We start from the raw sequence: 26,683 nt of genomic DNA, 5'->3' as shown, positions 1-26,683 counted from the left end.
TACGGCCTACCGGGTCTTCTCACCCATGATCCATCGTGATTTCTCAATGGCGTCATGGACGTCGGGCTCCGGCCCCCTGCCGTATTTCACGGTGAAATGGGAAACGGGGTGGCTGGACAGCTCCCACCCGGTCCGGCGCAGTGCTTCCGCGGAGTCGGGGCGGGCGTCGGAGTTGAACAGTGAGCTGAGGTGTACGCCCATTTTCTCTTTGGTTTCGGCGTAGATCTCGCTGGCGCGCAGCTCTTCCTTGTCCTGGTCGACAAGGATCTCGTAGCCGAGCCGGCTTCCTGGGGCCGATGCCGCGCTGATCGCCGCGAACATGCGCGTCTCGGTGTCCGCGGACAGATACGGGACGACACCTTCGATGGACCATACGGTTTTGCTGTTCCGGTCGAACCCCGACGTCAGCAGAGCGTCTTCCCAGGCTTCTTCCAGGTCTGCGGGTACGTAGTGGTGATCAACGACCGTGCTTGCGTCGGTCTCCGCGAGAACGCTTCGCTTGAAGCGGTGCACGGCGGGCCGGTCGATTTCATGGAGAGCGGTGCCCGGTTTCCAGTCGAGCCTGGCAACCCTCATGTCCAGCCCTGCGCCCAGTAGCACCACCTGTTGAATTCCGTCGTGATTCGCCTTGAGAAGGAAATCGTCGAACGCGCGGCAGCGCAGTCCGAAGTACCTTCCGCCACGTCCCCAGACGGGATCGTCGTCGCCTTGCTCAACGTCTTCAATGCGCAGGGGAAGCTGGTGTGTCGCGTCGGCGGCCTTTACGAAGCGCTCCGCGTAGGGGTCGCTGATCAGGCCGTTGACGTGGTGCGTCTCGATGGACCGCGCCGCGGCGACCACAAGTGCGGTCCAGCCGAGCTCGTCGACAACGGGGGATTGCGGGGGTTCGCTCATCGTCTCTCCTGTGGGGGTGAGTGCACGGACAAACGTTAAGCAGGCCTACTGTGCGTTTGCTAATGACTTGCTATGCGGAGAAGGCTGCGGACACCAGCGCCTCCGCCGTCACCACCTGGGCGAAGCCTCCGCCGTGCAATGTCACGGCCGTCGCTCGGGACAGTTCGTCGGCCGTCAGGTTCCAGCCGAACGGGCCCGCCTGGTCGAAGGTGTACGTGGCGTCGAAGGCGAACAGGACGTCATAGCCGAGGTTGCCGCCCATGCGGGCCGTGGTCTCCGCGCACATGTTGGTCTGGATGCCGGCGATGGCGATCTGGGTGATGCCCTTCGCCTTGAGCCAGGCGTCCAGGTCGGGTGTGCCGTAGAACGCCGAGTTCACCGTCTTGGTGATGAACAGCTCCGGGCCCTTGCCGAGCCCGCGGCGCTGCTCGACGTACCCCTTGAGGTCGTTGCCGGGCTGTCCGGGCCGCAGCGGCGAGTCCGGCTTGGTCGAGTCGTGCCGTACGAAGACGACCGGGCGGCCGGTGTCCTGCCAGGCGGCGATGAGGGAGGCGATGTTCTCGTCGGCGGCGGGGTTGTTGCGCGGGCCCCAGGACTCGAGGTCGTCGAAGCCCTGCTGTACGTCCACCACTACCAGCGCTGCGTTCTCTGTGATCTCCATGGGGACCATCGTGCCGACCTTGATGAGCTCGCCCCAGGAGGCAGGAAGTCAGCGTTCGATGGTTTACTGCCAGAGTGACTCAGTCGACGACAGGCGTTCACCGCATCGCCCTTCTCGCCTTCCCCGGCGTCCGGGCCTTCGACATCAGCGTGATCACCGAGGTGTGGGGCGTGGACCGTACCGACCGCGGCGCACCCGCCTTCGAGTTGCGGCGGGTTGCCGCCGACCCCGCTCCCGTGGCGATGCGCGGCGGACTGGCGGTCACCCCGGACCGGACGCCGGCGTGGCTGGCGAGGGCCGAGCTGATCGTCGTTCCGGGGCTGGATGATCACGTCACACCCGCGCCGGGACCCGTACTGGAGGCGCTGCGGCATGCCCATGCCCGGGGGACGACCATCGCCGCGCTGTGCGGCGGCGCCTTCACGCTGGCGCAGGCGGGGCTGCTGGAAGGCCGGCGCGCGGTGACGCACTGGAACCTGGTCGACCTGCTGCGGGAACGGCATCCGGGGGTGCGGGTCGAGCCTGACGCGTTGTTCGTCGAGGACGGCAACATCTGGACGGCGGCGGGGACGGCCGCCGGGATCGACCTGTGCCTGCATCTCATCCGTACCGCTCATGGTGCGCAGGCAGCGGCTGCGGTGGCTCGTTCGATGGTGACGGCGCCCTTCCGGACCGGCACCCAGGCGCAGTTCATCGAGCATCCGGCCGCACCGGCCGACCCGGACGCGGACGCGCTGGCCGCCGTACGGGAGTACGCGCTCGGGCATCTCCACGAGCCGCTCACCGTGCCGCGGCTCGCCGCGCGCGCCGGGATGTCGCCGCGGTCGTTCGCGCGGCACTTCGTGGCGGCCACCGGGTCAACTCCGGTGCGGTGGTTGCTGGATCAGCGGGTCGCGGCCGCGCAGCGGCTGCTGGAGGGGACCGGCCTGGCCATGCCCGAGGTCGCGCGCCGGGCGGGTTTCGGGAGCGAGATCACCATGCGGCAGCACTTCGCGGCGCGGCTCGCGACGAGCCCGCGTGCGTACCGTGCGGCGTTCGCAGGTGGTCACGCGGGTCGTGCAGGTGCTGGCGGGGGAGGCAGGGGCGGGGCGTAGGGGTGGTGGGTGCTCCTGCCTCCCACGGGACGGGCCGACGGTGCCGGGAGGTCGTCGGCCCGAGCGCGGATGTGCGCGTTACGTAGGGCTGACCTGGAGTTCCTTGACGCCGTTGAGCCAGGCGGAGCGGAGGCGGCGGGGGTCGCCGGCGAGGCGGAGGTTCGGCATGGCGTCGGCGATGGCGTTGAAGATGAGGTCGATTTCGAGGGTGGCGAGGGACTTGCCGAGGCAGAAGTGCGGGCCTCCGCCGCCGAAGCCGAGGTGGGGGGTTAGGGTCGCGGGTGATGTCGAAGAGTTCCGGCCGGTCGAAGAAACAGTTCCGGCCTCCTCGCGCCCCTCTGCGTGGCGGAAATCCGCAAGCTCCTGGCAGCTTGCACCTGACCAGCAGGAATAGCGAAACGCTGCTGGAGCACTAGTACTCCAGCAGCACTTTGACGTTTTCCCTGTTCAGGGGCGTTTTGGGCGAGTGTAGTGGGCCGGTTGACGGTCCGTTTCCTCTTTCCCGGACCGCCCCTCGATCGTGTGCAGCCGCCGCTGATGGTGGCAACGGCGGGCGACGGCTTGACGTCGTCTGCGCCAGTGTGACCATCTCAGGGCGCGTGCACTGGTGAGGTGTTGGTGAACGGCGAGGGATGAGTGGCCAGTTGCCAGGAGCCGCCGAACTTCTGCCACGGTGAGGGGCGCGAGGCAGGAACCGTTTCTGCTGCCCCTTTTGCCGCAGCGTCGGCGGCCATCACGGCCAGGAACGCGTGAGCCAGTATGGCCAGGGTGATGTGCCGCATCCAGCCGGTGTAGCGGCGGACTTCGTACTGGTCGAGGCCGCACTCGTTCTTCGCGGCCTGGAAAGCTTCCTCGATGGCCCAGCGCATCCCGGCGACACGGACCAGGTGCTCGACCGCGGTGCCGAGCGGCGCGTAACAGAGGTAGTAGGCGATCTCCCCGGGTTTGCTGATGCTGCGGCGTGCCAGCGCCCACCGCTGGTGGGTGGGCATCTCGCCGTCGAAGTCCTCGATGGAGGTGATCTGCAGGGCGGCCCAGTGGTAGACGCGCGGACCCTTCGCGCCGTCACCGCACGAACGTTGCTCCCACGCTTCGTCGGGGGCCTGGGAGAAGAGGTGATCGATGCGTCCGAAGTGCGGCACCTGCTGGGACTTGGGGACCGCGAGCACATACCCCAGGCCGGTCTCCTCCAGCATGCGGCGCAGCCGCCACTCCTGGCCGTAGGCGGAGTCTGCGGTCACCCAGGCGATCGGCAGTGGTGAGGTGATCGCACGCAGCACCATGGTCTTGGCCAGGTCGGGCTTGGTGGCGAAGGCCCGCTCGTCCGGAATGTGGGCGGCGCGGCAGCGGTCGCGGTCGTCGGTCCAGGACTTGGGCAGATACAACTCCCGGTCTACCAGGGCGCGTCCGCGTGTGGTGGCGTAGGCGGCGAACACGCCGATCTGGCAGTTCTCGGTGCGGCCGGCGGTGCCGGAGTACTGGCGCTGCACGCCGGCCGAGGTGGTGCCTTTCTTGAGGAAGCCGGTGTCGTCGAGGATGAGGATCCCATCGGGCTCGCCGAGCCGTTCGGCAACGTAGTGCTGCAGGTCGTCGCGGAGGTCGTCGGCGTTCCAGCGGGCGCCGTTGAGGAGCCGCTGGAGGCGGTCGGGTGTGCGGTGTCCGGCGTACTCGGCCAGCTGCCAGCCGTTCTTGCGGCCGACCGGGCCCAGCAGTCCACGGATGTAGTCACGCATCCTGCGACGCGGCTCGACGCGCCTGAAGCGGTGGCCGGTACGCAGGAACGGTTCCTCGAGCTCGTCGTTCCAGATCTCAACTGCACGCTCGTCGATCACGCCAGGAGGCTGCCCCGCCGTTGCCACCATCAGCGGCGGCTGCACACGATCGAGGGGCGGTCCGGGAAAGAGGAAACGGACCGTCAACCGGCCCACTACACTCGCCCAAAACGCCCCTGAACAGGGAAAACGTCAAAGTGCTGCTGGAGTACTAGCCCCCGGGGGTATGGCCTGCAGGCATGGGAGGGCGCCTTCGGTGATCCACACGGTTTTCTCGCTCCGGTCGAACCCTGCGGCCGGCAAAGCGTCTTCCCAGTCTTCTCGCAGACCGGCGGGTACGTAGTGCGCACGCTGTGAGTTTGGTAAGAATTCGGGAACTCGGGGGAGGCCGGGTCGGGCGAAGGCGGATGCCCAGCTCCAGCCCCGAATAGCGGGGTCGCCGGGGCGCAGGACGACTCCCAAGGGTCTCGAAATACCGGTCGAACGGGCCCTTCGAGCCGATGGTTTACGTGGCGACCTCCTGCGCACGCACCTACGATCATGAGATGAGCGATCAGAAGAGTCACACGGAAACCGTCGGAATCTTCTTTGATGATCTCGACGCTTTCGGCATGCTTTACCACGGCAAGTATGCGGCGATCCTCGAACGTGCCATTACTTCCTACTTCACCGGAGTGGGGCTCACTTATGGGCATGAGGATATCAACGTCGTCGTTCGTGAGCTGGCCGTGACATTTGAACAATCCATTAGGGGAGTCGGTCCGGTTGAGATCACATTCTGGATCGAAAACCTGGGCAGGACCAGCGCGACGTTCGCCTTCCGGTTTCATTCCGAAGAAACCGTGCACGCCCATGGTCGCCGCGTGATTGTCAAACTCGATCCGCGCACGTGGAAACCCGCGCCGTGGACCGATTCGACCCGGAGCCTCCTCGAAGAGGAGCTTCTGGTGAAGCAGTGATCAGACGGGGGTGCCTCTGCCTCCGGTGAGACGGGCCGACGGTGCCGGGAGGCCGTCGGCCCGAGCGTGGGTGGGCGTTTTATGGGTGGCTGACCTGGCGTTCCCTAATGCGACGTTACGTGGGGCTGACCTGGAGTTCCTTGACGCCGTTGAGCCAGGCGGAACGGAGGCGGCGGGGGTCGCCGGCGAGGCGGAGGTTCGGCATGGCGTCGGCGATGGCGTTGAAGATGAGGTCGATTTCCAGGGTGGCGAGGGATTTGCCGAGGCAGAAGTGCGGGCCTCCGCCGCCGAAGCCGAGGTGAGGGTTGGGGTCGCGGGTGATGTCGAAGAGTTCCGGCCGGTCGAAGACCTCGGGGTCGTTGTTGGCGGAGGAGTAGAAGATGCCGACGCGTTGGCCCTTCTGGATCTGCTGCCCGCCCAGTTCGGTGTCCTGGGTCGCGGTGCGCTGGAAGGAGACGACGGGGGTCGCCCAGCGGACGATCTCCTCGGCGGTGGTCTTCGGGCGTTCACGCTTGTAGAGGTCCCACTGGTCGGGGTGGGTGAGGAAGGCGTGCATGCCGTGGGTGATGGCGTTGCGGGTCGTCTCGTTGCCGGCGACGGCCAACAGCAGGACGAAGAAGCCGAATTCGTCGGAGGCCAGGTTGCCCTCGTCCTCCGCCGCCACCAGCGTGCTGACGATGTCCTTGGCCGGGCACTGCTTGCGGTCGGCGGCGAGATTCATGGCGTACGAGATGAGTTCGGTGGCCGACTCGGCGCCGACCTCCTCGGTGATCGCGTACTCCGGATCGTCGTACGCCACCATCTTGTTGGACCAGTCGAAGATCTTGGCGCGGTCGTCCTGCGGGACGCCGATGAGCTCCGCGATGGCCTGGAGGGGCAGTTCACTTGCGACCTGGGTGACGAAGTCGAAGGCGCCGTCGGGGCCGGCGCCCGCGAGCGCGCTCTCGACGATCGAAGCGGCCCTGGTGCGCAGGGCGTTCTCCAGTGAGCGGATCGCGCGCGGGGTGAAGCCGCGCTGCACGATCTGGCGGACCCGGGTGTGCTCGGGCGGGTCCATGTTGAGCATGATCAGGCGCTGGACCTCTATCGATTCGCGCTTCATGTGCTCGTTGAAGCGGATGACGGCGGCGTTGAGGAACGAGGAGAAGAGTTCGGGGTGTGTGGAGACGTACTTGACGTCCGCGTGCCGCGTCACAGCCCAGTAGCCGTCGTCCTGGAAGCCGGCTATTCCGTGCCGTTGGGCGATCCAGTGGACCGGTTCGGTCGCGCGCACCTCGGCGAACTCCGGGAGGGGCACCCGGTGGTGCAGCAGATCGGGGTCGGTGAAATCGAACCCGTCGGGCAGCGCTGGACAGGGCATCGGCAACTCCCGCCGTTCAGACGGCCTTCTGGTTTCTTCTCGGTGTCCCCGACGGTTCCGACAGTTCTGACGGCCCATCAGGGACTGGAGGCTGCCGTGAAGGTAGTAACGGGTTCTACAACTCGCAAGGGGCACGGCAGCCCGAATCGTGTGCGGGATTCGTACGGAACGCGACTTCCACGGCTGCACGACCCTTGCGGCGCCGGGGGTTTGCTCAGCAGACTGCAGACAGAACTAGAACGCGTACTAGTTCGGCGCGGCGGGTGGCCGGGACGCCCGCGCCGCGCGGGTGGACAGGCCCAAGGAGAGGACGAGCCCCCATGGTCGCGGAACCCGTCATCGTCGAAGCCGTACGCACCCCCATTGGCAAGCGCGGCGGCGCGCTCGCCAATCTGCACCCCGCCTACCTGCTGGGCGAGACCTATCGTGAACTCCTGGGCCGCACCGGGATCCAGGCCGACTGCGTCGAGCAGATCGTCGGCGGCACGGTGACCCACGCCGGCGAACAGTCCATGAACCCCGCCCGTATCGCCTGGCTCACCATGGGCCTGCCGTACGAGACCGCCGCGACGACGGTCGACTGTCAGTGCGGCTCCTCGCAGCAGGCCTCGCACATGGTCGCCAACATGGTCGCGGCGGGCGTCATCGATGTCGGGATCTCCTGCGGAGTCGAGGCGATGTCGCGGGTGCCGCTGGGGTCGGGGTCCAAGCACGGGCCGGGCAAGCCGTTCCCCGACGAGTGGAACGTCGACCTGCCGAACCAGTTCGAGGCGGCGGAGCGCATAGCACGCAATCGGGGTCTGACCCGCGAGAACGTGGACTCGCTCGGGCTGATCTCGCAGGAGCGTGCCGCCAACGCCTGGTCCGAGGAACGCTTCAAGCGCGAGACCTTCGCGGTGCAGGTGCCGACGACGGAGGAGGAACAGCGGGCCGGGCAGGGCATGTGGCGGCTCGTCGATCGTGACGAGGGTCTGCGTGACACGTCCATGGAGGCATTGGCCCGCCTGAAGCCGGTCATGCCCACCGCCGTCCACACGGCCGGCAACTCCTCCCAGATCTCGGACGGCGCCTCCGCGATCATGTGGGCGTCCAAGCGGATGGCCCGCGCGCTGAAGCTCCGCCCGCGCGCCCGGATCGTCGCCCAGGCTCTGGTCGGCGCCGACCCGCACTTCCACCTCGACGGCCCGATCGACGCGACACGCGCGGTGCTCGGCAAGGCCGGCATGTCCCTGAAGGACATCGACCTCGTCGAGATCAACGAGGCCTTCGCGTCAGTGGTGTTGAGCTGGACCCAGGTCTTCGAACAAGACCTGGAGAAGGTCAACGTCAACGGCGGCGGGATCGCCCTCGGACATCCGGTGGGGGCGACCGGGGCGCGGTTGATCACCACGGCCCTGCATGAACTGGAGCGACGGGACAAGGAGTTCGCGCTGGTGACTATGTGTGCGGGTGGGGGGCTGGCTACGGGGACGATCATTCAGCGGCTGTAGTCGTCCTTTGGTCGACGGGAAGGAGGCCGGGGCCGTCGGCGGTTGCGGCAGGAACCCGAAGCTCAAGGCCGGCGATGCCCCCCGGGCCCGCCCCACTACGGTGTCGGAGCCCGGGCACGAGCCGGCTCCAGGGGTCGATGGGCCCCCTACAGCCCGTCGAAGGTCGACAAGGGGGGAGGGAACCGGGAGTTTCGCAAGCCCACGATCGACTACGGGGCCGCTGCCCTTGGCCACACGAAGCGGATTCCCGCGCAGAAGGCGCCGTTCCACTCCAGGGTGGAGACGTGTTCTTCACCTTCTTCTTCACCTTCTTCAACGGGAAGAACCACAGCACGCGTGACAACAGCGGTCACAATGTGACGGAGTGCTGGAGGACGTTCAACCGCAGAGGACTGCGCATGGTTCTGAGGCGCGGTCTCAACTGATGAACGGGATATGGGTGAGCGAGCGCCGAGATCAGCCGGGCGCGAAGTGCCGTAGAGCCTGGCTGTGGGTGGCTTTGCGGCAGGTGGCGATACCCGCCGTGGCGGTCCTGCTGGTGTCCAGCTGCTACGTGTCGACAGACTATGGGCGGTATCCGGAGGGGAAACTGGTCCAGAGCGGCTCCCTGGTGCGTAACTGGACAGGCGAGGCAGCCGAGTTGGCGTTGAAGGAGGACAAGGGCTTCTCAGCGACTGGCCTCAATCTGAAGTACTTCTCCTGCCCCTTGGACGGACTCCGGATGAAGTCGGGTGACGGCACGTGGAGTTCCATCGACGACGGTGACTCCACCTCCGTACTGCTCCGCTTCGAGGACGGCTGCACGGCCACCATGTGGACCGGCGAATCCGGAGGGAAGACCGTCCTGTGGGCCACGCAGGAGGACGAGAACCAGGTGCTGACCCTTCAGTGACGACGTGATTCGGTGGTTCGTGTCGGCTGCATCACTGGGACGGGTAGGTTCGGTTTCCGATGGAAACGACGGACTGGACTCTGGCGTGAACCCTTTGGACCTCCTCGCCGATCTGGACGGATGCCCTTGCCGGGGCGCCGTGGGATCGGTGTCGGTGTGTGGCTCAACCGGGAAGGCGAGTCGCCGGGCATGGATGTGACCATCCGGGCAACCATCGACGAACAGGCGCCCGTCGCGCGCGGCGAGGTTCTCGTCTCCTGGTACCGGTCGGCGATCGGCCACTTCTTCTCCGACGGGAGGGAGGAGACCAGCGGATCCTACGCGCTCATCACCGAGTCGATGAGCGGTGGGAGGGACTTCCGTCTGAAGGACGTACGCGAGAATTTGCCGGCGTTGAGCGACCAACTGCGACGGCATCCGTTCTACGCCAGTGTCGGCTTCCATTCCTCGCTGCCGGACGAGGACGAAGAGGACGACTGGACCGAGGACTTCGGGCGGGTGGCCAGCTCGCACGAAGGGCGCGGAGGTTCTCATACGGGGCTTGCCGTGGATCTCACGGCCGGTGACCGGATCGGTGATCCGGCCCTCTGCTCAGGCGTTGTCGACTTCCTGGCCGAGGCGCTCGACGGGGGCAACCCGGTCTTCGCTCGCGTGGAGCACGGGAACTTCTCGTACACCACCGACCTCGAAGCGGGTCTGCGGCGCAGCCGCAGAAAGTCCTTGCGGGAGGCCCGCTCGTATCTGCGGGGCTATTCATGGGTCACCGGTGTGCCGAGCGAGCTGGCCGCTCGGCAGGGGCTGGCCGCGACCGGGGCGTTCCACCGGGTGGAGGAGCTGAGGAGCGGCGGGCTGCTGCTGCAGGCGTCGGAGACTCTGGCGGGATACTCGGACCACGCGATGCGCGGGGCCTTCACGGCACTCGCACCCGTGCTGCCGCCCGGCATTCCTCGCGAGGACCCCGCCCATCCGGATATGCGCCTGGTCTTCGAGGACGCGAGCGGCGTCTGAGACCGACGAATAATTCCGGTTCCGATGACAACGGTGATCTCGGCGGTGTGGAAACTGTGGTGGCAATGGACAGAAGTCGGTGTGAGACGCTCGAACACATTCGCCTTGATTATCTGGTCGATCGTGGCGAGTCCGGACTGCGAATCGGTTGGGGAGAGGTGATCAGAGACGCTTGGTGGGGGATTTTGGTGTGGCTGGTCGCCTGCCTGGTCTTCCTTTTCGTGGGTGGCCTCGAGTGGGTTTTCGTTCCTGTGGGGGTCTGGACCTTTTTGTTTGCCTTGACGGCCGTCATTCGGTTGTCCAGTGGGCACAGAATCAAATGTTCACTTATGTATGGCGCCTACTTGCCTTTCCAGATTGGCGAGCAGGTTTGACCGCGCAATTCTCTTATTTCACGCCGGGATGCTGGCGATCAGCTTGCCCGGCGTAGGCCCGCGATGAGGAGTTCGACCAGGTGGCGGGCGTCGTAGTGGGGGTCGTTGTGGGCGCCTACGCAGAGGTTGCCGACGCCTCGCATGAGTTCGTAGGCCTGGATGTCGGGGCGGATCTCGCCGGAAGTGGCTGCTGCGTCGAGGAGTTGGGCGCAGACGGGCAGGAGACGGTCGAGGAAGTAGGCGTGCAGGGTTTCGAAGCCGGCGCTGTCGGACTGGAGTGCGGCGGCGAGGCCGTGTTTGGTGACCAGGAAGTCGACGAAGAGGTTGATCCACTGGCCCAGTGCGGCGTGCGGGGTTGCGCTGGTCGCCAGGAGGGCTGGACCGGCCTCGGCGCAGGCTTCGACCTGGTGCCGGTAGACCGCGATGATGAGGTCCGCGCGGGTCGGGAAGTGGCGGTAGATCGTGCCGAGGCCGACGCCGGCCTCGGCCGCGATGTCGCGTACCGGTGCCTCCACGCCCGAGGTGACGAAGACCGCGGCGGCCGCGGCGAGCAGGGTCTCGTTGTTGCGCCGGGCGTCCTTGCGCTTGGACGGGGCGGCTGCGTGGCCGGCTCCTTCTTCGCTGTCGTTCACGGTGCCGCCGCTCCTTAGTTTTTCTCTGTCCTCGCCCGCCGTCGCTAACGGAACTTGGTTCCGTTTGCTCATGATGCCACGGTGCCTGCCGATCTTCTCAGGCCGGTGACAGCTTCAGGTGTGAGCATGGGCGTCGCCCCGGCGGGAGTGTTCCCGGCGGCGGCCGTATTGCCTTTAAGTGGAGGTTCTTATGCGTTCCTACCGAGCTGTGTCCCTGCTGACCACCGTCCTGGCGGCCGGAATGGCGACGACGCTCGCGGTAGCCCCCGCGTTCGCGGTCACCGCACCGCTGACCAACCCGACGGTGGTCGCGCACTTCGACGTCGCCACCAAGCAGCAGCCCGAGAACATCACCGTGGAGCCGAACGGTTCCGCCGACGTCACCTTCGCCCGGGCCCGGCAGATCGCCCACATCGACAAGGACGGCAAGGTCACGGTCCTGGCGACGCTGCCCGCGGCCACCACGGGGTCGGCGTCGGCGTCGGGCATCGTCCGCACCTCCGACGGCACGCTGTACGTCAACTACAACGCCGGTGCGAACTCCGGCATCTACCGGCTGCAGCCGGGCGGCACGCCCGAGCTGATCGCGCCCCTTCCCGAGGTCGGTGCCCTCAACGGACTCGCGCTCGACCAGAAGACGGGGACCCTGTACGCCACCGACTCCAAGAAGGGCGGAGTCTGGCGGGTCTCGCTGAAGACCGACGCAGTCGAGCTCTGGGCCTCGGGTGAGCAGTTCGATCCGGGCGCCGCCGGAGTCGCCTCCAACGGCATCAAGGTGCACAACGGTGCGGTGTGGGTCGGCAACACCGACCAGGGCACTCTGACCCGTATTCCCATCCGCGCCGACGGCAGCGCCGGCACCTTCACGACCGAGGCCACCGGGCTGTCCGGCATGGACGACTTCGCGTTCACCGGCAAGGGCGACACCATACTGGCGGCGGTCAACGTCGCGAGCGAGGTCTACCTGGTGAAGCCCGACGGCACCCACACGACGGTGCTCACCAGCGCCGACGGCCTGTCCAACCCGACCTCGGTCGCGGTACGGGGGAACACCGCGTACGTCACCAGCGGGGCGTACTTCACGGCGACGGACCCGAACCTGTTGGAGGCGCAGATCGCTCACTGACCAGATCTCGGGCCGACCGGGTCTCGGGCTGACCGGGTGTCCTACCGGTCGGTCACCGCTCCCGGCCCGACGAGGTCACCGCAAGCACCCCCACCGCCACAGCGGCGATGAGGAGCGGAATCCCCAGACCGTGGTGGAGCACCAGCCACGCGCCGAGCAGCGCTCCCGCGAGCAGCGCGAGCACCGAAGCGGCTCGGCGCGTGGCCCGGGTGTTCTTGCCGCCGGTCAGATGGGAGTCCGAGACCAGGCCGGTCAGGGTCATCGTCATGACGGTGGTCGTCAGGTCGGGTACGCCGATCTTGCGTACCGTCGCGTTGCGCAGGCCCATCGCGAGGGCGACGAGGGCGATGACCGCGTACGTCATGCCGTTCGCGTCCGGGGCCGCGAAGGCCACCGCCGACGCCACGCCCACCAGCACCGCCTCCACGGCGAGCGTCACCCGGGCCCAGGTCCGCAGCGAACCGCCGCTGAACCACGTCGCGACCTGCCCTCCGGCCACCGCACCCACCAGGAAAGCGCCCAGCGAGGTCGCCGTATGGGGCACCGAGAAACCAGGCGCCCCGGCGGCGGCGAACCCGAGCACGACCACGTTGCCGGTCATGTTCGCCGTGAACACATGGTGCAGCCCCAGATAGCTCACCGCGTCGATCAGCCCACTGACCACAGTCAGTACAAGCAGCACGACAACGAGCGGCAGGCCGCGAGCTTCGGGATCACGGATGGGTGGCTCATTGCTCACCGGTCCAGTTGACCATGGTCGTGGCGCTCGGGCATGTACTGGTGCGAGGATCGCCACCTCGTGAAACACGGTCTTGGGTGGGGGTGGGGGCAGGTGCCGTTCAGAATTCTGGGCGTGACTCCGAAGCGGGAACGCTTCGTCGAGGAAGTCGAGGAAGTCGAGGAAGCCGAGGAAGCCGAGGAAGCCGCTGAAGCCGAGGAAGCCGAGGAACTCGTACCGATCGACATCGCATGAATGTCTCCGTGGATCTGCAGGTGTTTCTGCGGGTCGGCAACGACAGGGCGCTGAGCAGGGTCGTTTCCCGGATCCGGCAAGCCTGTCCGCTGGAGCTCGGCGACGCGGTCGCCGGGCGGTACTGGAAGGATCCGGGGCTGCAAAACGTCCGCTTCACTGTCGCCGTTCCGCCGGGATCGACCGCGGACATGGTCTTTGAGGTCCTCCGGGCGGCCTGGGAGCTGGGCGGACCCTGGGGCGTATCGAGCATCGGGCAGCCGGACACTCCGGGATGGGAGTTCGTGGCGATCGCCGACCGGGGCAGCGCTCACTTCGGTGTGCCGGGCCTGGAATGGGCGCGGATCAGTCTTCTGAGCGGGTGAGACCCGCGTGGGGCCGTGCGAGGGTGCACGAAGGCGGCGGTCCCGGGGTTCGGGGCCGCCGCCTTTTCTGCTGCGCGTGCGTGTGGTGGCTCAGTACCAGCCGTTGGCCTGCCAGAAGTTCCAGGCGCCGACCGGGCTGCCGTAGCGGTCGTTCATGTAGTTGAGGCCCCACTCGATCTGGGTCTCGGGGTTGGTCTTCCAGTCGGAGCCCGCGGAGGCCATCTTGGAGCCGGGGAGGGCCTGGACCAGGCCGTAGGCGCCGGAGGAGGAGTTGGTGGCGTCGACGTCCCAACCGCTCTCGTGCTCGACGATCTTGCTGAACGCGTTGTACTGCGCGGCGTCCGGGATCATCTTGTGCGCGATCGTCTTGGCGGAGGAGGCCGAGGTCGTCGCAGCCTGCGCCGGAGCGGCGGTCGCGGTCAGCACCATGCCGGTCGTAGCGGCGGCCAGGGCGACAGCGGTGAGGGCCTTCTTCGGGGAAGCGATGCGACGGATGACGGAGACGGACACGGAGAACCTTTTTCTTCGGGGACAAGGAGTCGTCGTACGCATGCCGGAGCCACGCGGTGCGTGGTGGGAATGCGTCGGCGCCGAGGCCCGGGTGGGCTCGTCGGCGCCTGGCGACTGCTCCAGAGAAACAGGCTGGAAGCCCGTCCGCAATGACCCCTTTTACTAGTGGTGGTCGCATGCGAGTAGAAAGTGCCTTGTGTGATGTGGCTCTCAAGTCCCAGGTCAGAGGGGGTGCGGGCGCGTACATGTCATGACTTTCGGCTACTACCGCGCTTCGTATGTGACCAAGGTCCTGTGGGACGGCTCACCCCTCGTGTGACGGACGGCGTGCACCTGTGTACGGGGTGCTGCCGGACGCTGTGACGGGCGCCACGGGTCACCCGGGTTCGAACGTGACCGGGGTCTCGAAAGCGGCCCGCCGCGTGGCCCGGCGCAGCGCCTTGAGGAGGGTCGCGCCGAGCGTGAGGGTCAGCGCGACGGTGACGACGGCCCGGCCCAGGTCCCAGCCGAGGGAAGTGGCCACGCAGTACGCGACGAAGCGGGCCAGGTTGGCCGGGAGGGTGCTCTGCGGGTCGAAGGCCACGTTCGAGGCCTGCGCGTCCATGAAGGGCCAGCCGGCGAGGTTCATGACGGTGCCGTACGCGAAGGCCGCGAGGAACCCGTACGCGGCGAGCATCGCCAGCTCGGTGCGCCCGCGCAGCCGGTCCGGGCCCGGCAGCAGCCCGGCGCCCATCGTGAACCAGCCCATGGCCAGCATCTGGAACGGCATCCAGGGCCCCACCCCGCCCGTGAGCAGCGCCGACGCGAACATCGTCACGGACCCGAGCACGAACCCGAACCCCGGCCCGAGCACCCGCCCGCTCAGCACCAGCAGGAAGAACATCGGCTCGATCCCGGCCGTCCCGGCCCCGATCGGCCGCAGCGCGGCGCCGGTCGCCGCCAGCACGCCGAGCATCGCCACGGCCTTCGGGCCGAGCCCCGACTCCGAGATCGTCGCGGCGACGACTCCGACGAGCAGGACCAGGAGGCCCGCGAAGAGCCAGGGCGCGTCCTGCGCGTGCGCGCTCGCCTGGGAGGTCGGGTCGGCGAGGAGCGGCCAGCCGAAGGCGGCGACGCCGATGGCGCTCGTGAGGGCGAGGGCGAGGACGGAGCGGGGGCCGAGGCGGATGGCCCGCGCCTGGCGCTGGGTTCGGCGGGAGCGGTGGCTCTGGCGTTCGGTTCGGTGCTGGGACTGGTCGGCCGTCATGCGAGCGCCTCCCTCACCTGGGCGACGGTCAGCCACGGCTGCGGGGCCAGGATCTTCGTGACCTGCGGGGCGAAGGACGGGGACGCGACGACCACCTCGGCGGTGGGACCGTCGGCGACGACCTCACCGTCCGCGAGGATGACCACACGGTGGGCGAGCTCGGCGGCGAGTTCCACGTCGTGGGTGGCCAGGATGATCGCGTGGCCCTCGGCGGCCAGCGCGCGGAGAAGCGCGACCAGGCGGGCCTTCGCCGCGTAGTCCAGGCCGCGGGTCGGCTCGTCGAGGAGCAGCAGCGGGGGCCGCGCCGTCAGCACGACGGCCAGCGCGAGCGCCAGCCGCTGGCCCTCCGACAGATCACGCGGATGCGTGCCGTCGCCGATGCCCGGCAGCAGCTCGGACACCAGCGCCCGGCAGCTACCGGGCTCGGCGCCCGCGTCCACGTCGGCCGCCGCGCACTCGGCGGCGACCGTGTCGGCGTACAGCAGATCCCGTGGTTCCTGCGGTACGAGGCCCACGCGGCGTACGAGGTCTCGCGGGGCGGTGCGATGCGGGACCGCTCCGCCGACCCGCACGGAGCCGGCCGCCGGTTCGACCAGCCCGACCAGCGCCGCGAGGAGCGTGGACTTCCCGGCGCCGTTCCGTCCCATCAGCGCGATCGTCTCGCCGGGGGCGGCGCTGAGATCGACCCGGCGGAGCGCCTCGATGCGACCGCGGCGGACGGCGAGGGCTTCGACTGCGGCCGGGGGGTGGGGTGTTGGGGTCCCCGAGGTGTGCCTGCGGAGGAAGCGGGTGCGGAGGATCGGCCTCGCGACGGGGGTGGGTGCCGGTACGGGGGTTGGGGGCGTCGGGGCGGTGAGGCGTTCGCGCAGCTCGCCCGCCCTTCGCCGGGCGTCGCGCACCGTCAGGGGCAGCGGGGACCAGCCGGCCAGGCGGCCCAGGCCGACGACCGGCGGGTACACCGGGGAGACCGCCATCACCTCGGACGGCGGGCCGAGCAGCGGAGCGGCTCCCAGGGAGCGGAGGAGGACGACCTGGTCGGCGTACTGGATGACGCGTTCGAGGCGGTGCTCGGCCATGAGGACCGTGGTGCCGAGGTCGTGGACGAGGCGTTGCAGGACGGCGAGGACCTCCTCCGCGGCGGCGGGGTCCAGGGCCGACGTGGGCTCGTCGAGGACCAGGACCTTCGGGTGCGGGGTCAGCACCGAGCCGATGGCGACGCGTTGTTGCTGGCCGCCGGAGAGCGTCGCGATCGGGCGGTCACGGAGTTCGGCGAGGCCCAGGAGGTCGAGGGTTTCCTCCACACGGCGGCGCATCACGTCCGGGGCGAGGCCCAACGACTCCATGCCGTACGCGAGTTCGTCCTCGACCGTGTCCGTGACGAAGTGGGACAGCGGGTCCTGGCCCACCGTGCCCACCACGTCGGCGAGTTCGCGGGGCTTGTGTGTGCGGGTGTCCCGGCCCGCGACCGTGACCCGGCCGCGCAGGGTGCCGCCCGTGAAGTGCGGGACGAGACCGCTGACGGCACCCAGGATCGTCGACTTGCCTACCCCCGACGGGCCGACCAGCAGCACGAGTTCACCCTCGGGGACCTCGAAGTCCACGCCCTGGACGGTGGGTTCGGCCGCCCCGTCGTACGTCACGGAGACATCCTCGAAGCGGATCATGACGGCTGCTTCCTGGAAGTCGAGTTGGGGGCCAGGGTGATGAAGGCGGGCAGGAGGCCCAGCAGGACCGCCGCCGCGGGCCAAAGGGGGAGGGTGGGGGCCATCAGGGGTACGACGCCCGGGCGCAGCGCCTGCGGATCGTACGAGGCGGAGACGATCAGCAGCGCGGCGACGGCGGCGCCGGAACCCGCGACCAGCCACGCCCGTACGCCCCACGCGTCCGGCCGGTACCGCGTCCGCAGTGAACGACGGCCGCCCAGCCGCAGTCCGCCGAGCGCCGCGGCCAGCCCGGCGAGCAGCAGGGGCAGACCGTAGGTCCCGCCCTCGGCGGTCAGCAGTCCGTACGTCCCCGCGCAGACGCCGAGCAGGCCGCCCAGCGTGAGTGCGGCCGTGGTGCGGCGGACAGCGGGCGGTACCTCGGCGGTACGGCCGTAGCCGCGTGCGTCCATCGCCGCCGCCAGCGCGACCGAGCGCTCCAACGCGCCCTCCAGAACCGGGAGTCCGACATGCAGCAGACCGCGCAGGCCTCGGTCGGAGCGGCCCCGCAGGCGGCGGGCGGCGCGCAACCGCTGGGCGTCGACGATCAGGTTCGGCGCGAAGGTCAGCGCGACGACGACCGCCACGCCGGCCTCGTACAGGGCGCCAGGCAGCGACTTCAGCAGGCGCGCCGGGTTCGCCAGGGCGTTCGCCGCGCCTACGCAGATGAGGAGGGCGGCCAGTTTCAGGCCGTCGTACAGCGCGAAGACCAGGCCCTCGGCGGTGACCCGGCCGCCTATGCGGACGCCCTGGGCCCAGTGGGGGAGGGGGAGTTCGGGGAGCGTGACGATGACGTGCGTGCCGGGGATGGGGGAGCCGAGGACTACGGCGAACGCCAGGCGGATGCCGAGGACGGCGATGCCGAGCTTGAGGAACGCGCCGTATGAGCGGGCCCAGGGGGCGTCGCTGCGGCGGGCCGCCACTACGTATCCGGCCACGCCGATGAGGAGGGTGAGGAGGAGGGGGTTTGTGGTGCGGGTCGCTGCGGTGCCGAAGCCGAGGGCCCAGATCCACCAGGCGCCGGGGTGCAGGGCGTTGGTTCGGTTCGTCTTCGGCGTGAGGTTACGGCGCCGGAGGCGGGCCCTGGTTTTGTCGGCACCCGGCGTTGGTGGCTGTGCCCACCCTCCCCCACTCTCGGCTGCGCTCGAGCCGGGGGACCCCCATCGCCCTGCGGGACGATTGCCCACAGCAGTGTCACCTCTCCTCACGTCAGTTCCTGCGGCGACGGGTCTGCCAGATTGCCGCCGCCGCCAGTGCGGCGACGGCAGCTGCTCCGGCGAGGAGGCTCAGTGACGGGCCGGGGTCGGCGGAAGGGGGCTGGGGGCGGGTGGCGGTGGAGACCGGGTCGCCGCAGCCTGTCTGTGGGTAGGACGCTATGGCGCAGAGGAGGGCGTTGGTGTCGTAGCGGAGGGGTTTGGCGACCGAGGCCAGGGCTTCCGCGGAGGTCGCGTCGGAGGGGACGCGGGCGCAGGCCGTGCGCGGGGACGGTGGGGTCTCGCCGGACGGCGCGTCCGTGGACGTACCGAAGTCGATGACGAGAGCCACGCGCTTCTTGCCCTGCTGGGCGGGTGACTTGGCGCAGATGGACGCGAAGTCGGCGTCGCCGCGGGGCTTCGTCGCGTGCTGGGAGTCCTCGCTCACCGCGAAGCGGAAACCCTGGACGTCGCCGTCGGAGGGGCGCGTGGTCGAGGGGCCCTGTGTCGCGTACGTCCACTGGCCGCCGGTCAGGTCCCAGAAGGACCAGTAGCGGTAGCCGACGGCCTGGGCCTGCCCCGCGGAACCGAGTCCCAGGGCGAGCAGGAGCAGGGCCAGGACGAGGGGAGTCGTACGACGTCGGCTCACAGCCGTTGCCTCTTGTTGCGGCCGCTGATCAGGAAACCGATGCCGATACCGGCGACGAGACCGACGCCGACGATCCACCAGACGCCCAGGCCGGCGTCGTCGCTTTTCTCCTCCTGCGCCTTGTCGCTGGGGGCGGTGGAGGTGTCGGACACCGCCTGCGCCGCCGGGCCCGTCCCGCCCAGCTGCTTGACGAGGTCCTGGCCGCCGAAGTCGCGCGGGTCGACCCCGTTCGCGTGCGCGGCGAGGATCAGCTGCGCGTACGCGGCCGGTCCGCTCTGCTCGGCCCACTGGGCGGAGTGTCCCTCCAGCCAGCGCACCGTGTCGGCCGCGTCGTCGGCGTGGCCGGCGGTGGCGAGGGCCACGACCGCGTCCGCGGTGTTGCCGTAGTCGGGCTGGTCCTCGGCTCCGGGCAGCGCCGACTTGAGGTACTTGTCCTTGGCGAGGGACTCGACGAGGTACGCGGCGCCGTTCTGCGCGGCACGCTCGGGGTCGACGCCGTCCGCGGCCTCGCAGGAGACGCCGTCGCTCGTCGGCTTCACGTCGGCGCCGGTGAAGCCCTGGCCGAGCGCGCCGGTCACGGCCGCCGCGGTGGCGTCCGCGTTCGCCGCGAGCTTGCCCTTCTTGTCGGGCTGGTAGGCGAAGGCGCCGCCGCCGTCCGCGTCGCAGGGGATCGACAGTGCCGCGAGGGCGTCGTACGGAGACCTGCCGCCCTTGGACGTCACGTCCACGGGCTTCTCGCCCGTCGCGGCCAGCGCCCCGGCGACGACGGACGTGGAGTTCGCGTCGCTCGCCCCGCCGGCGACGTATCCCCATCCGCCGTCCTTGTTCTGTACGGACTTCAGCCACGCGACGGCCTTGCCCGCCTCGGAGTCGTGCCCGCCGAGGGCCGCGAGGGCCTGCACGGCGGCCGCGGTGCTGTTGGTGTCGACCATCGTCTTGGCGTCGCACTTCGCGGTGGCGTCGGCGCGGTAGGGAGCGAACGACCCGTCGGCGCACTGCTGCCCGGTCAGCCAGTCGACGGCCTTGGCCGCGGGCGTCACGCCCACCGTGTGCTGGGCCAGCAGCGCGAGCGACTGGCGCCAGACGCCGTCGTAGGTGGGGTCGGCGGAGCCGTACAGACCGGAGGGGAGCGCGAGGGAAGGAGAAGGAGAGGGGGACGCGTCGTCGGTCGCGGCCGCGGCGGTCGGCGTGAACGCCGTACCGGCCACGGCGATCGCGGCCAACAGCGCTGCCGGCCTCGTGACGTGAACCGCTGCGTGTACCGCTGCGTGAACCGCGGCGCTGCGGCGAACGATCATGACTCTCCCCTGTGGGGGAGCCGGGCAGCACCGGGCACGCTGGTATCCGGGCGGCTCCGGCTCCGTATGCCTCGACGGTGCCGGCCACCGGCGGACTGCCGATGGCGCGAGCCGGTCACGTCCCGGGCGGGGCAATCCGGCTCACCACCTGTTCACGTGGCTCACGGTTGCGGGTCAGCGCCGGATTTGCACCGGCTTCCCCCCGTACGGGTGTGATGACGACTGGTTCACTCTACCGGCCCATTGGCCGGCCGCTGAGGGCCGCCTGTGAGCCCCGGGTAGGTTCGGCTCATGAGGTCAACGGGGAGACTGCTCGGCTCGGGGCGTTCGGCGGACGTCTACGAGATAGACGAGGCGTGGGTACTGCGCCGGATCCGCGGGGGATGGGGAGACGCCACCGCCGAAGCGGCGGTGATGGCACACGTACGAGATCACGGTTTTCCGGCGCCGGGTGTGCGGCTCGCGACCCGCACCGACCTGGTGATGGAGCGGCTGTCCGGGCCGACCATGCTGGAGGCGTTCGTCGCGGGGGAGCTCGGCCCCCAGGAGGCCGGCGTCACCCTCGCCCGACTGCTCCGCACCCTGCACGCCGTGCCTGCCCGGCTCTCCGCCGACCCCGCAGTCCGCGTCCTGCACCTGGACCTGCACCCCGACAACGTGATGCTCACCCCGGAAGGCCCCAAGGTCATCGACTGGGCCAACGCCGAGGAGGGTCCGCCCGGACTCGACTGGGGCATGTCCGCCGTGATCCTCGCCCAGGTCGCCGTCGCCGGTGAAGCCCACGCTCAGGTGGCCCGCGAGACGCTGGTCGCGATGCTCGGCGACGGCGCACCCGGCGTGACCGAGGCCGGACTCAGTGAGGCGAGGCAGCGACGGGCGGTCAACCCGACGATGAGTGAGACCGAGGTCCAGATCCTGGGCGAGGCCGAGGAGTTGGTCCGTACGCTGCTGCCGCCCTCTTCGGGATCTGCTCGTCCCTGAACCCAGAAGACTCGTCCCTGAACCTCAGAAGATGCGTGCCGGGATCGTCGCTGCCGTGGGCTGCAACAGGACGAGGGCCAGGTCGTCGGTGGGTTCGGTGCCGGTGTGGGCGGTCAGGCGGGAGTAGAGGGTGTCGAGGGCCTCCTCGGGGAGGGGTTCACGCAGGGCCAGGGCGGCTTCGCCGAGGAGGGGGAAGGGGGTGCCCTCGGTGTCGCGGGCCTCGGTCAGGCCGTCGGTGTAGAGGAGCAGGCGGTCGCCGGGCTGGAGGCGTACGCGGTACTGGCGCGGTTCCGGGCGAAGCCCCAACGGCGGTGTGGGGACGGCGGGTTCGAGGAACTCGACTCGATGTCCGGAGCGCAACGGCGGCGGGTGGCCGCAGTTGACGAGCCGCACCTCGCCGGGCGCGAACTCGGCGAACACGGCGGTGACGAAGTCCTCGGGGCCCAGCTCCGGGGCGAGCCGCGTGTCGAGGGCGCTGACCAGGACGGTCAACGTCGGAGCGGTGTAGGCGAGTTCACGGAAGGCCGCGATCGTGTCGGCGGTCAGCCGGACGGCGTCCAGGCCGTGGCCGCGTACGTCGCCGATGAGGACACGCAGTCCGTACGGCGTCACCGCGACGTCGTAGAGATCGCCGCCGACGGTCGATTCGCGGGCGGCGCTGTGGTACCGGGTGCAGACCTGAGTGCCGTCCAGCGTGCGGGAGATGGGCCGCAGAATCGCCTCCTGGGTGATCCGGGCCACCTCGCGGGCCTGGGCGAGTGTCATGGTGAGGCGCTCGCGCTGCCGGGCCGCGTACACGGTGAGGGCGCAGCCGAGCAGCAGTCCGATCCAGCGCAGGCCGAACTCGAAGCCGGGCACCGCGCCGTCGCCGATGCCCATCGCCAGGCCCAGCGCCGCCGACCAACAGCAGACCACCACGGTGTGCCGCACCCCGAACCTGACGCACGCCAGCAGCGGCCCGATCAGCAACAGCGTGATGAGCGGCGGTACCTGGGAGACGAGCAGGTCCGGCAGGGCGATCAGCAGACAGGCGACCAGCGGGGTGAGCAGCAGCCGGCGGGCCCGCCACTCCGCCCCGAGCGGCACCCGCACCGGTACCGGCGTCGGCTCTGGTCGCCGCGTGCGTCTTCCGATGCCCGGCGGGGGCGCCAACAGTCGTGCAGGTTCCTCGGTGTGCTGGGCCGGCGGTCGTCGCGTCAGCCTCTCGGCGCCCCCGGACCGCCTCTTGATGCCCCCACCGCCTCCGCCTGTGGCGGCCATCCGTTCCCCAGCTCCCTCTCGTCCGTCCCTCACTCACCCGACAATCACCGAATATCGGCCTCCGCGCCGTCACCAACGGGGAGTTGATCGCATCTCGTCGAAAGGTGTCCGGAATTGACGGAGCTACGTCGTCTTTCTGTCCGAGTTGTCGGACCTCGGCAACGGGTGGGTGTGATCGGGTCAGACTGGTCGATGTGTCCGACGGGACGAACATCGGTGTGTCCGACGAGACGAGACGGCATGAGCGCGAGCCCGAATCCGAGCCCGGCGAGGGACGAACCTGAGAAGAGCGAGAGCGAGAGCGGTGGCCGGGCCACCGCCCAATCCGGTCGTCCCGGCAATCTGCTCCCGGAGACCCGGGGCTTTGTCGGGCGGGCTGAGGAACTCGCCTGGCTGGACGAGGAGTTGAACCCCGGGATCGGCGTCGGCCGGCTGGTGAGTCTTGTCGGAGCCGGCGGGGTCGGCAAGACGCGGCTCGCGACCCGGGCGGCTGCCCGGGTCCGGGACGCGTACCCCGACGGCGTCTGGCTGGTGGAGCTCTCCGCGCTGCACACCGCGGGCCTGGTGGGCCTGGCTGTCGTGGAGGCGCTGCGGCTCGCGGACCAGTCGACGGGCCCGGTCACCGAGGTGGTGGCCGAATGGGCCATGGGCAAGCGGCTGTTGCTGATCCTCGACTCCTGCGAACACGTCCTCGCGGACTGCGTGGCGCTCGCCGAGACCCTGCTGCCCACCCTGCCGGGGCTGCGCATCCTCGTCACCAGCCGGGAGCAGCTCCGCCTGCCGGGTGAACGCGTGCTCCAGGTCGATCCGCTGCCGGTCGCCGACGACGCGGTGGCTCTGTTCGCCGAGCGCGCGGCCGCCACGGGATTCACGCTCGACGACACCAACCGGCCCGCGGTGGAGGCCGTCTGCCGCCACCTCGACGGCATCCCGCTCGCCATCGAACTCGCGGCCGTCCGCCTCTCGGAACTCTCCCTCGCCGAACTGCACGGCCGCCTCGGCGAACACCTGGCATCCCGCCTCGACGTGCTCGTGCCGCGGGGCGATGAACCGCGACACGGTGATGTGCCGGGCGGTGGTGCGCGGGGCAGTGACGTGCAGGGGGGCGGTGGACGGGATCGCGGAGGACCGTCCCACGGCGGACGGGACCGCGAAGGACCGTCCCAGGACGGTCGGGAGGGCGGAGGACCGTCCGGCGGAGGATGGGACGGTGGAGGGGTGTCCCGTGGCGGGTGGGACGGTGGAGGAGCGTCCCGCGGGGGACGGGATCGCGGAGGTCCGTCCCACGGCGGTCGGGAGGGCGGAGGGTCGTCCGGCGGAGGATGGGACGGTGGAGGGGCGTCCCGTGGCGGGTGGGACGGTGGAGGAGCGTCCCGCGGGGGACGGGATCGCGGAGGTCCGTCCCAGGACGGTCGGGAGGGCAGGGGGTCGTCCGGCGGAGGATGGGACGGTGGAGGGGCGTCCCGTGGCGGGCGGGACGGTGGAGGAGCGTCCCGCGGGGGACGGGACCGCGAAGGCTCACCCCGCGACGGATGGGACCCCGACGCACAGGACCGCGAAGCCCCGCCCCGCGAACGACCGCGTTCCGAAGGGCCGCGCTCCGCAGCCCCGCGCCGCGAACAACCACGCTCCCAAGGCTCGCCCTCCGAAGGGCCGCCCCGCGAAAGCCCACGCTCCCAAGGCTCGCCCTCCGAAGGCCCGCCCCGCGAAGGCCCACGCTCCGAAGGCCCACGCTCCGAAGGGCTGCCCTCCGAACCCCCGCCCCGCGAAGGACCACCCCGTCACCACACCCTCCGTACGGCCATCGGCTGGAGCCATGAGCTGTGCGAACCGCTGGAGCGGCTGCTGTGGGCCCGTCTCTCGGTGTTCACCGACGGCTTCTGTGTGGGTGCCGCCGAGGAGGTCTGCTCGGGTGGCCCGCTGCCCGCCCGGCGGATCGCCGGGCTGCTCGGCCGGCTCGTCGAGCAGTCCATCGTGCGACGCCACCGCACCGACCCGGCCCGCTTCCAGTTCCTCGACACGGTGCGGGAGTTCGGCGCCGACTGGCTGCGCGCCCTCGGTGAGGAGCGCGCCGTACGCCTGCGCCATCGTGACTACTACCGAGGCCTGGCCCGCGAGGGCTGCGCCGAGTGGAACACCGGACGCCAGGTCGCCTGGTGCGAACGCGTCCTCATCGAACACGCCAACCTGCGCGCCGCCGTGGACTGCGCGCTCACCGAACCCGACAGCCGCGTCGCCCTCGAAATGGCGGCCGACGTTGGTTTCCTCTGGCGGCACTGCGGCTATCTGCGCGACGCCCAGCACTGCCTGGACGTGGCGCTCGCCACCGATCCGGCCCCCGGACCCGACCGCACCCGCGCCCTGTGGGTGCGCGGCGCGGTCGCCATGTTCCAGGGCGACCTCAAGGTCGCGGCCAACTGGGCGGTGCGCTGCGCGGACGCGGCTCAGGAGCAGGGCGACCCGGTCGCGATGGTCGCCGCCGCGTATCTGACGGGCGGTCAAATCGCCTTGAGCGGACGCCTGTCGGAAGCGGTCGACGTCCTGGCCTCGACTCCCCGACTGCCCATCGGGGCGGACGCGTTCGGGGCCGCCCAGCTCCAGGTCCGCGTCGCGCTCTCGTTCACGCACCTGCTGGGCGGCGACTACGAACGCGCGCGCACCGTGGCCGACGAGGCGCGCGAGGCCAGTGCGGAGTGCGGCGAGTCCTGGGCGGGTGCCTTCGCCGACGGAATCGTCGCGCACGCGGACCTCGCGACCGGCAACGTCCACGCGGCGGTCCGCAACGCCCGTACGGCACTGGCCGGGCACGTCCTGATGCACAACACCGTCGGCGCCGCCGTCGCCCTGGACGTCCTCGCCGCCGCCGTCGTCGCGGCCGGCGACGGCCCCCGCGCCGCCCGCCTCCTCGGCATAGCCGCCCGTGTCTGGGATCTCACCGGCCGCGCCCAGATGGACTCACCCGACCTCATCGCCACCCGCCGCTCGCACGAACTCCGGGTCCGCGACGAGATCGGCGAAACGGCGTACAAGAAGGCGTACGAGGAGGGTCGCACCATGCGGTACGAGGAGGGGCTGGACTATGCGGTCCACGGCCGCTGACACAGGACCGGCGGTGGCTGAACAGCCACGTACGTCACCGGATCGGTCCCCGTCACCGCTTCCGCCCGCCCCAGTTTCACCAGCCGCCGTACATGCGCCTCCGCCTCCGAGACGGCGATGTTCCGTGATCCGTAAGGGATTTGGTCCCAGGGCCGGTTCCACTCCATGCGTTCGGCGAGCTGCCAGGGAGTGAGCGGAGCCGCGAGGAGTGTGTGGAGGCCGGTCAGGCGGTCCTCGTGGTGGTCGAGCAACTCCCGTACGCGGGCGGGGGCGTCGGCGAACGCGTGCTGGTGGGCCGGGAGGACCTCCGCGGGGGCCAATCGCCCGACGCGCTCCAGGGAGTCGAGGTAGTCGCCGAGGGGGTCGGTGACGGTGGCGTCGTCCGGATCCTCGTACAGGCCGATGTGCGGAGTGATCTCAGGGAGCAGGTGATCGCCGGAGAACAGGCGGCCGTTGCCCGGGAGTTGGGCGGGGTGGGTCTCCTCCAGGTGGAGGCAGACATGGCCGGGGGTGTGCCCGGGGGTCCAGATCGCGCGGAGGCGGCGGCCGGCCAGATCGAGGAGTTCGCCGGGGACGATCTCACGGTCGGGAAGTGCTGGGGAGAAGCCGGGCAGGGCGCCCGGGCGGGCCCTGCGCAGGGGTGCCAGGTGCTCCTCGGGCGCGCCCGCGGCCGTCAGCTTCGCCGTCATGTACGCGTACCACCGCTCGGGCCGGTTCTCCCGGGTGCGCCGGACGACCGAGGCGTCCGCCTCGTGCATCGCGAGCCACGCGCCGGACGCCTCGCGCACCTTGCCCGAGAGGCCGTGGTGGTCGGGGTGGTGGTGGGTGATGACGACGCCGTGCACCTCGGCGACGGAGGTGCCGCAGGCGGTGAGCCCCTCGGCGAGGGTGTCCCAGGAGGCGGGGTCGTCCCAGCCGGTGTCGATCAGGACGGCGCCGCGGTCGGTGTCGAGGACGTACACGAGTGTGTGACCGAGGGGGTTGTCCGGGATGGGGACCCGGATCGACCGTACGCCGCCGCTGTGATCGGTCACCTGCGTCATGGGCTTCCACCAATCGCCGCGTCCCGGGTACCGGCCAACTATAACTAGAACCAGTTCCAATGGGAGCCCGAGACGACCGTCTGCCCGAAGAGCGCCCGAAGAGCCCG

Annotated in this window: 24 protein-coding genes, 1 pseudogene and 1 riboswitch; of the genes and pseudogenes, 9 read left to right on the top strand and 16 right to left on the bottom strand. The window is 69.8% G+C overall.

Annotated features, from left to right (window positions below; genetic code table 11):
- Positions 1-6: 6 nt before the first annotated feature.
- Together ACFVKT_RS23725 and ACFVKT_RS23720 are read right to left on the bottom strand one after the other, a co-directional pair.
- Positions 7-894 carry an SAM-dependent methyltransferase gene (locus ACFVKT_RS23725; RefSeq protein ID WP_385734593.1) on the bottom strand — a complete coding sequence of 296 codons (888 nt, stop codon included), beginning with the start codon at positions 892-894 and terminating at the stop codon, positions 7-9.
- Between the two features lie 70 nt (positions 895-964).
- Complete coding sequence (locus ACFVKT_RS23720; RefSeq protein ID WP_385734591.1) at positions 965-1,555, bottom strand: cysteine hydrolase family protein; 591 nt, start codon at positions 1,553-1,555, stop codon at positions 965-967.
- 74 nt (positions 1,556-1,629) lie between these two features.
- Between ACFVKT_RS23720 and ACFVKT_RS23715 the strand changes: the two genes are divergently transcribed.
- Positions 1,630-2,649, top strand: coding sequence for a GlxA family transcriptional regulator (locus ACFVKT_RS23715; RefSeq protein ID WP_385734589.1), 1,020 nt, complete (start codon positions 1,630-1,632; stop codon positions 2,647-2,649).
- 78 nt (positions 2,650-2,727) lie between these two features.
- On the opposite strand, the pseudogene ACFVKT_RS23710 reads toward ACFVKT_RS23715, so the two are convergent.
- The 3 genes and pseudogenes from ACFVKT_RS23710 to ACFVKT_RS23700 all read right to left on the bottom strand — a co-directional run.
- Positions 2,728-2,959: pseudogene (locus ACFVKT_RS23710) on the bottom strand (steroid C27-monooxygenase); the annotation flags it as partial.
- A gap of 280 nt (positions 2,960-3,239) precedes the next feature.
- Positions 3,240-4,478: an IS701 family transposase gene (locus tag ACFVKT_RS23705; protein WP_385735022.1), complete on the bottom strand. Its 1,239-nt coding sequence runs from the start codon at positions 4,476-4,478 to the stop codon at positions 3,240-3,242.
- A 135-nt stretch (positions 4,479-4,613) separates the two neighbouring features.
- Positions 4,614-4,949, bottom strand: a complete 336-nt coding sequence (locus ACFVKT_RS23700; protein WP_385734587.1) for a class I SAM-dependent methyltransferase — start codon at positions 4,947-4,949, stop codon at positions 4,614-4,616.
- Positions 4,950-4,966: 17 nt separating this feature from the next.
- On the opposite strand from ACFVKT_RS23700, the gene ACFVKT_RS23695 reads away from it, so the two are divergent.
- The gene (locus ACFVKT_RS23695; protein ID WP_385734585.1) at positions 4,967-5,380 is read left to right on the top strand and encodes an acyl-CoA thioesterase; all 414 of its coding nucleotides are present in this window, start codon (positions 4,967-4,969) and stop codon (positions 5,378-5,380) included.
- A 115-nt stretch (positions 5,381-5,495) separates the two neighbouring features.
- Here ACFVKT_RS23695 and ACFVKT_RS23690 read toward each other — a convergent pair whose 3' ends face one another.
- Positions 5,496-6,740 carry a cytochrome P450 gene (locus ACFVKT_RS23690; RefSeq protein ID WP_385734583.1) on the bottom strand — a complete coding sequence of 415 codons (1,245 nt, stop codon included), beginning with the start codon at positions 6,738-6,740 and terminating at the stop codon, positions 5,496-5,498.
- A 320-nt stretch (positions 6,741-7,060) separates the two neighbouring features.
- Here ACFVKT_RS23690 and ACFVKT_RS23685 point away from each other — a divergent pair, with 320 nt between their 5' ends.
- The 3 genes from ACFVKT_RS23685 to ACFVKT_RS23675 all read left to right on the top strand — a co-directional run bounded on the left by ACFVKT_RS23685 (position 7,061) and on the right by ACFVKT_RS23675 (position 10,130).
- Positions 7,061-8,230 carry a steroid 3-ketoacyl-CoA thiolase gene (locus tag ACFVKT_RS23685; protein WP_385734581.1) on the top strand — a complete coding sequence of 390 codons (1,170 nt, stop codon included), beginning with the start codon at positions 7,061-7,063 and terminating at the stop codon, positions 8,228-8,230.
- 439 nt (positions 8,231-8,669) lie between these two features.
- Positions 8,670-9,122 (top strand): hypothetical protein, encoded by a 453-nt coding sequence (locus ACFVKT_RS23680; protein WP_385734579.1) that lies wholly within the window; start codon positions 8,670-8,672, stop codon positions 9,120-9,122.
- Positions 9,123-9,311: 189 nt separating this feature from the next.
- Positions 9,312-10,130 carry a hypothetical protein gene (locus tag ACFVKT_RS23675; protein WP_385734578.1) on the top strand — a complete coding sequence of 273 codons (819 nt, stop codon included), beginning with the start codon at positions 9,312-9,314 and terminating at the stop codon, positions 10,128-10,130.
- Between the two features lie 412 nt (positions 10,131-10,542).
- Here the strand turns inward: ACFVKT_RS23675 and ACFVKT_RS23670 are convergent, their stop codons facing one another.
- The gene (locus ACFVKT_RS23670; protein WP_385734576.1) at positions 10,543-11,136 is read right to left on the bottom strand and encodes a TetR/AcrR family transcriptional regulator; all 594 of its coding nucleotides are present in this window, start codon (positions 11,134-11,136) and stop codon (positions 10,543-10,545) included.
- 190 nt (positions 11,137-11,326) lie between these two features.
- Here ACFVKT_RS23670 and ACFVKT_RS23665 point away from each other — a divergent pair, with 190 nt between their 5' ends.
- Positions 11,327-12,262 carry an SMP-30/gluconolactonase/LRE family protein gene (locus ACFVKT_RS23665; RefSeq protein WP_385734574.1) on the top strand — a complete coding sequence of 312 codons (936 nt, stop codon included), beginning with the start codon at positions 11,327-11,329 and terminating at the stop codon, positions 12,260-12,262.
- 52 nt (positions 12,263-12,314) lie between these two features.
- Here ACFVKT_RS23665 and ACFVKT_RS23660 read toward each other — a convergent pair whose 3' ends face one another.
- The gene (locus tag ACFVKT_RS23660; protein WP_385734572.1) at positions 12,315-13,001 is read right to left on the bottom strand and encodes a YoaK family protein; all 687 of its coding nucleotides are present in this window, start codon (positions 12,999-13,001) and stop codon (positions 12,315-12,317) included.
- 230 nt (positions 13,002-13,231) lie between these two features.
- Between ACFVKT_RS23660 and ACFVKT_RS23655 the strand changes: the two genes are divergently transcribed.
- On the top strand, positions 13,232-13,597 hold the full coding sequence (locus ACFVKT_RS23655) for a hypothetical protein (protein WP_385734570.1): 366 nt from the start codon (positions 13,232-13,234) through the stop codon (positions 13,595-13,597).
- A gap of 90 nt (positions 13,598-13,687) precedes the next feature.
- Here the strand turns inward: ACFVKT_RS23655 and ACFVKT_RS23650 are convergent, their stop codons facing one another.
- The 6 genes from ACFVKT_RS23650 to ACFVKT_RS23625 form a co-directional block, all read right to left on the bottom strand.
- Positions 13,688-14,107 (bottom strand): transglycosylase SLT domain-containing protein, encoded by a 420-nt coding sequence (locus tag ACFVKT_RS23650; protein WP_385734568.1) that lies wholly within the window; start codon positions 14,105-14,107, stop codon positions 13,688-13,690.
- 376 nt (positions 14,108-14,483) lie between these two features.
- Positions 14,484-15,353 carry an ECF transporter S component gene (locus tag ACFVKT_RS23645; RefSeq protein WP_385734566.1) on the bottom strand — a complete coding sequence of 290 codons (870 nt, stop codon included), beginning with the start codon at positions 15,351-15,353 and terminating at the stop codon, positions 14,484-14,486.
- Complete coding sequence (locus tag ACFVKT_RS23640; RefSeq protein ID WP_385734564.1) at positions 15,350-17,017, bottom strand: ABC transporter ATP-binding protein; 1,668 nt, start codon at positions 17,015-17,017, stop codon at positions 15,350-15,352. Before ACFVKT_RS23640 ends, ACFVKT_RS23645 begins: the two co-directional genes overlap by 4 nt.
- On the bottom strand, positions 17,014-18,240 hold the full coding sequence (locus tag ACFVKT_RS23635; protein ID WP_385734562.1) for an energy-coupling factor transporter transmembrane component T: 1,227 nt from the start codon (positions 18,238-18,240) through the stop codon (positions 17,014-17,016). Before ACFVKT_RS23635 ends, ACFVKT_RS23640 begins: the two co-directional genes overlap by 4 nt.
- 22 nt (positions 18,241-18,262) lie before the next feature.
- Positions 18,263-18,895, bottom strand: a complete 633-nt coding sequence (locus tag ACFVKT_RS23630; RefSeq protein WP_385734560.1) for an SCO2322 family protein — start codon at positions 18,893-18,895, stop codon at positions 18,263-18,265.
- Positions 18,892-20,193, bottom strand: coding sequence for a prenyltransferase/squalene oxidase repeat-containing protein (locus ACFVKT_RS23625; RefSeq protein WP_385734558.1), 1,302 nt, complete (start codon positions 20,191-20,193; stop codon positions 18,892-18,894). Before ACFVKT_RS23625 ends, ACFVKT_RS23630 begins: the two co-directional genes overlap by 4 nt.
- A 129-nt stretch (positions 20,194-20,322) precedes the next feature.
- Positions 20,323-20,395: riboswitch (cobalamin riboswitch) on the bottom strand.
- An 89-nt stretch (positions 20,396-20,484) separates the two neighbouring features.
- On the opposite strand from ACFVKT_RS23625, the gene ACFVKT_RS23620 reads away from it, so the two are divergent.
- On the top strand, positions 20,485-21,174 hold the full coding sequence (locus ACFVKT_RS23620) for a phosphotransferase (RefSeq protein ID WP_385734556.1): 690 nt from the start codon (positions 20,485-20,487) through the stop codon (positions 21,172-21,174).
- A gap of 24 nt (positions 21,175-21,198) precedes the next feature.
- Here the strand turns inward: ACFVKT_RS23620 and ACFVKT_RS23615 are convergent, their stop codons facing one another.
- Positions 21,199-22,266 carry a PP2C family protein-serine/threonine phosphatase gene (locus ACFVKT_RS23615; protein ID WP_385734554.1) on the bottom strand — a complete coding sequence of 356 codons (1,068 nt, stop codon included), beginning with the start codon at positions 22,264-22,266 and terminating at the stop codon, positions 21,199-21,201.
- A gap of 408 nt (positions 22,267-22,674) precedes the next feature.
- On the opposite strand from ACFVKT_RS23615, the gene ACFVKT_RS23610 reads away from it, so the two are divergent.
- Positions 22,675-25,533 carry an NB-ARC domain-containing protein gene (locus ACFVKT_RS23610; protein WP_385734552.1) on the top strand — a complete coding sequence of 953 codons (2,859 nt, stop codon included), beginning with the start codon at positions 22,675-22,677 and terminating at the stop codon, positions 25,531-25,533.
- Here the strand turns inward: ACFVKT_RS23610 and ACFVKT_RS23605 are convergent.
- Positions 25,512-26,576, bottom strand: coding sequence for an MBL fold metallo-hydrolase (locus ACFVKT_RS23605; protein ID WP_385734550.1), 1,065 nt, complete (start codon positions 26,574-26,576; stop codon positions 25,512-25,514). The two genes, ACFVKT_RS23610 and ACFVKT_RS23605, sit on opposite strands and share 22 nt — an antisense overlap.
- Positions 26,577-26,683: the final 107 nt, after the last annotated feature.

The sequence above is a fragment of the Streptomyces sp. NPDC127595 genome, assembly GCF_042671685.1.
In the GTDB taxonomy this organism is placed as follows: domain Bacteria; phylum Actinomycetota; class Actinomycetes; order Streptomycetales; family Streptomycetaceae; genus Streptomyces.
Note: the sequence above shows the minus strand (reverse complement) of the source record. Positions and strands in the feature narration are given on the sequence as shown.

What these genes read in the sequence shown, in the direction of transcription:
- ACFVKT_RS23605 (WP_385734550.1), bottom strand. Translation starts at nt 26,576, where the DNA reads ATGACGCAGGTGACCGATCACAGCGGCGGCGTACGGTCGATCCGGGTC.
- ACFVKT_RS23640 (WP_385734564.1), bottom strand. Translation starts at nt 17,017, where the DNA reads ATGATCCGCTTCGAGGATGTCTCCGTGACGTACGACGGGGCGGCCGAA.
- ACFVKT_RS23655 (WP_385734570.1), top strand. Translation starts at nt 13,232, where the DNA reads ATGAATGTCTCCGTGGATCTGCAGGTGTTTCTGCGGGTCGGCAACGAC.
- ACFVKT_RS23720 (WP_385734591.1), bottom strand. Translation starts at nt 1,555, where the DNA reads ATGGAGATCACAGAGAACGCAGCGCTGGTAGTGGTGGACGTACAGCAG.
- ACFVKT_RS23620 (WP_385734556.1), top strand. Translation starts at nt 20,485, where the DNA reads ATGAGGTCAACGGGGAGACTGCTCGGCTCGGGGCGTTCGGCGGACGTC.
- ACFVKT_RS23625 (WP_385734558.1), bottom strand. Translation starts at nt 20,193, where the DNA reads ATGATCGTTCGCCGCAGCGCCGCGGTTCACGCAGCGGTACACGCAGCG.
- ACFVKT_RS23675 (WP_385734578.1), top strand. Translation starts at nt 9,312, where the DNA reads ATGGATGTGACCATCCGGGCAACCATCGACGAACAGGCGCCCGTCGCG.
- ACFVKT_RS23725 (WP_385734593.1), bottom strand. Translation starts at nt 894, where the DNA reads ATGAGCGAACCCCCGCAATCCCCCGTTGTCGACGAGCTCGGCTGGACC.
- ACFVKT_RS23695 (WP_385734585.1), top strand. Translation starts at nt 4,967, where the DNA reads ATGAGCGATCAGAAGAGTCACACGGAAACCGTCGGAATCTTCTTTGAT.
- ACFVKT_RS23610 (WP_385734552.1), top strand. Translation starts at nt 22,675, where the DNA reads ATGAGCGCGAGCCCGAATCCGAGCCCGGCGAGGGACGAACCTGAGAAG.
- ACFVKT_RS23665 (WP_385734574.1), top strand. Translation starts at nt 11,327, where the DNA reads ATGCGTTCCTACCGAGCTGTGTCCCTGCTGACCACCGTCCTGGCGGCC.
- ACFVKT_RS23645 (WP_385734566.1), bottom strand. Translation starts at nt 15,353, where the DNA reads ATGACGGCCGACCAGTCCCAGCACCGAACCGAACGCCAGAGCCACCGC.
- ACFVKT_RS23690 (WP_385734583.1), bottom strand. Translation starts at nt 6,740, where the DNA reads ATGCCCTGTCCAGCGCTGCCCGACGGGTTCGATTTCACCGACCCCGAT.
- ACFVKT_RS23685 (WP_385734581.1), top strand. Translation starts at nt 7,061, where the DNA reads ATGGTCGCGGAACCCGTCATCGTCGAAGCCGTACGCACCCCCATTGGC.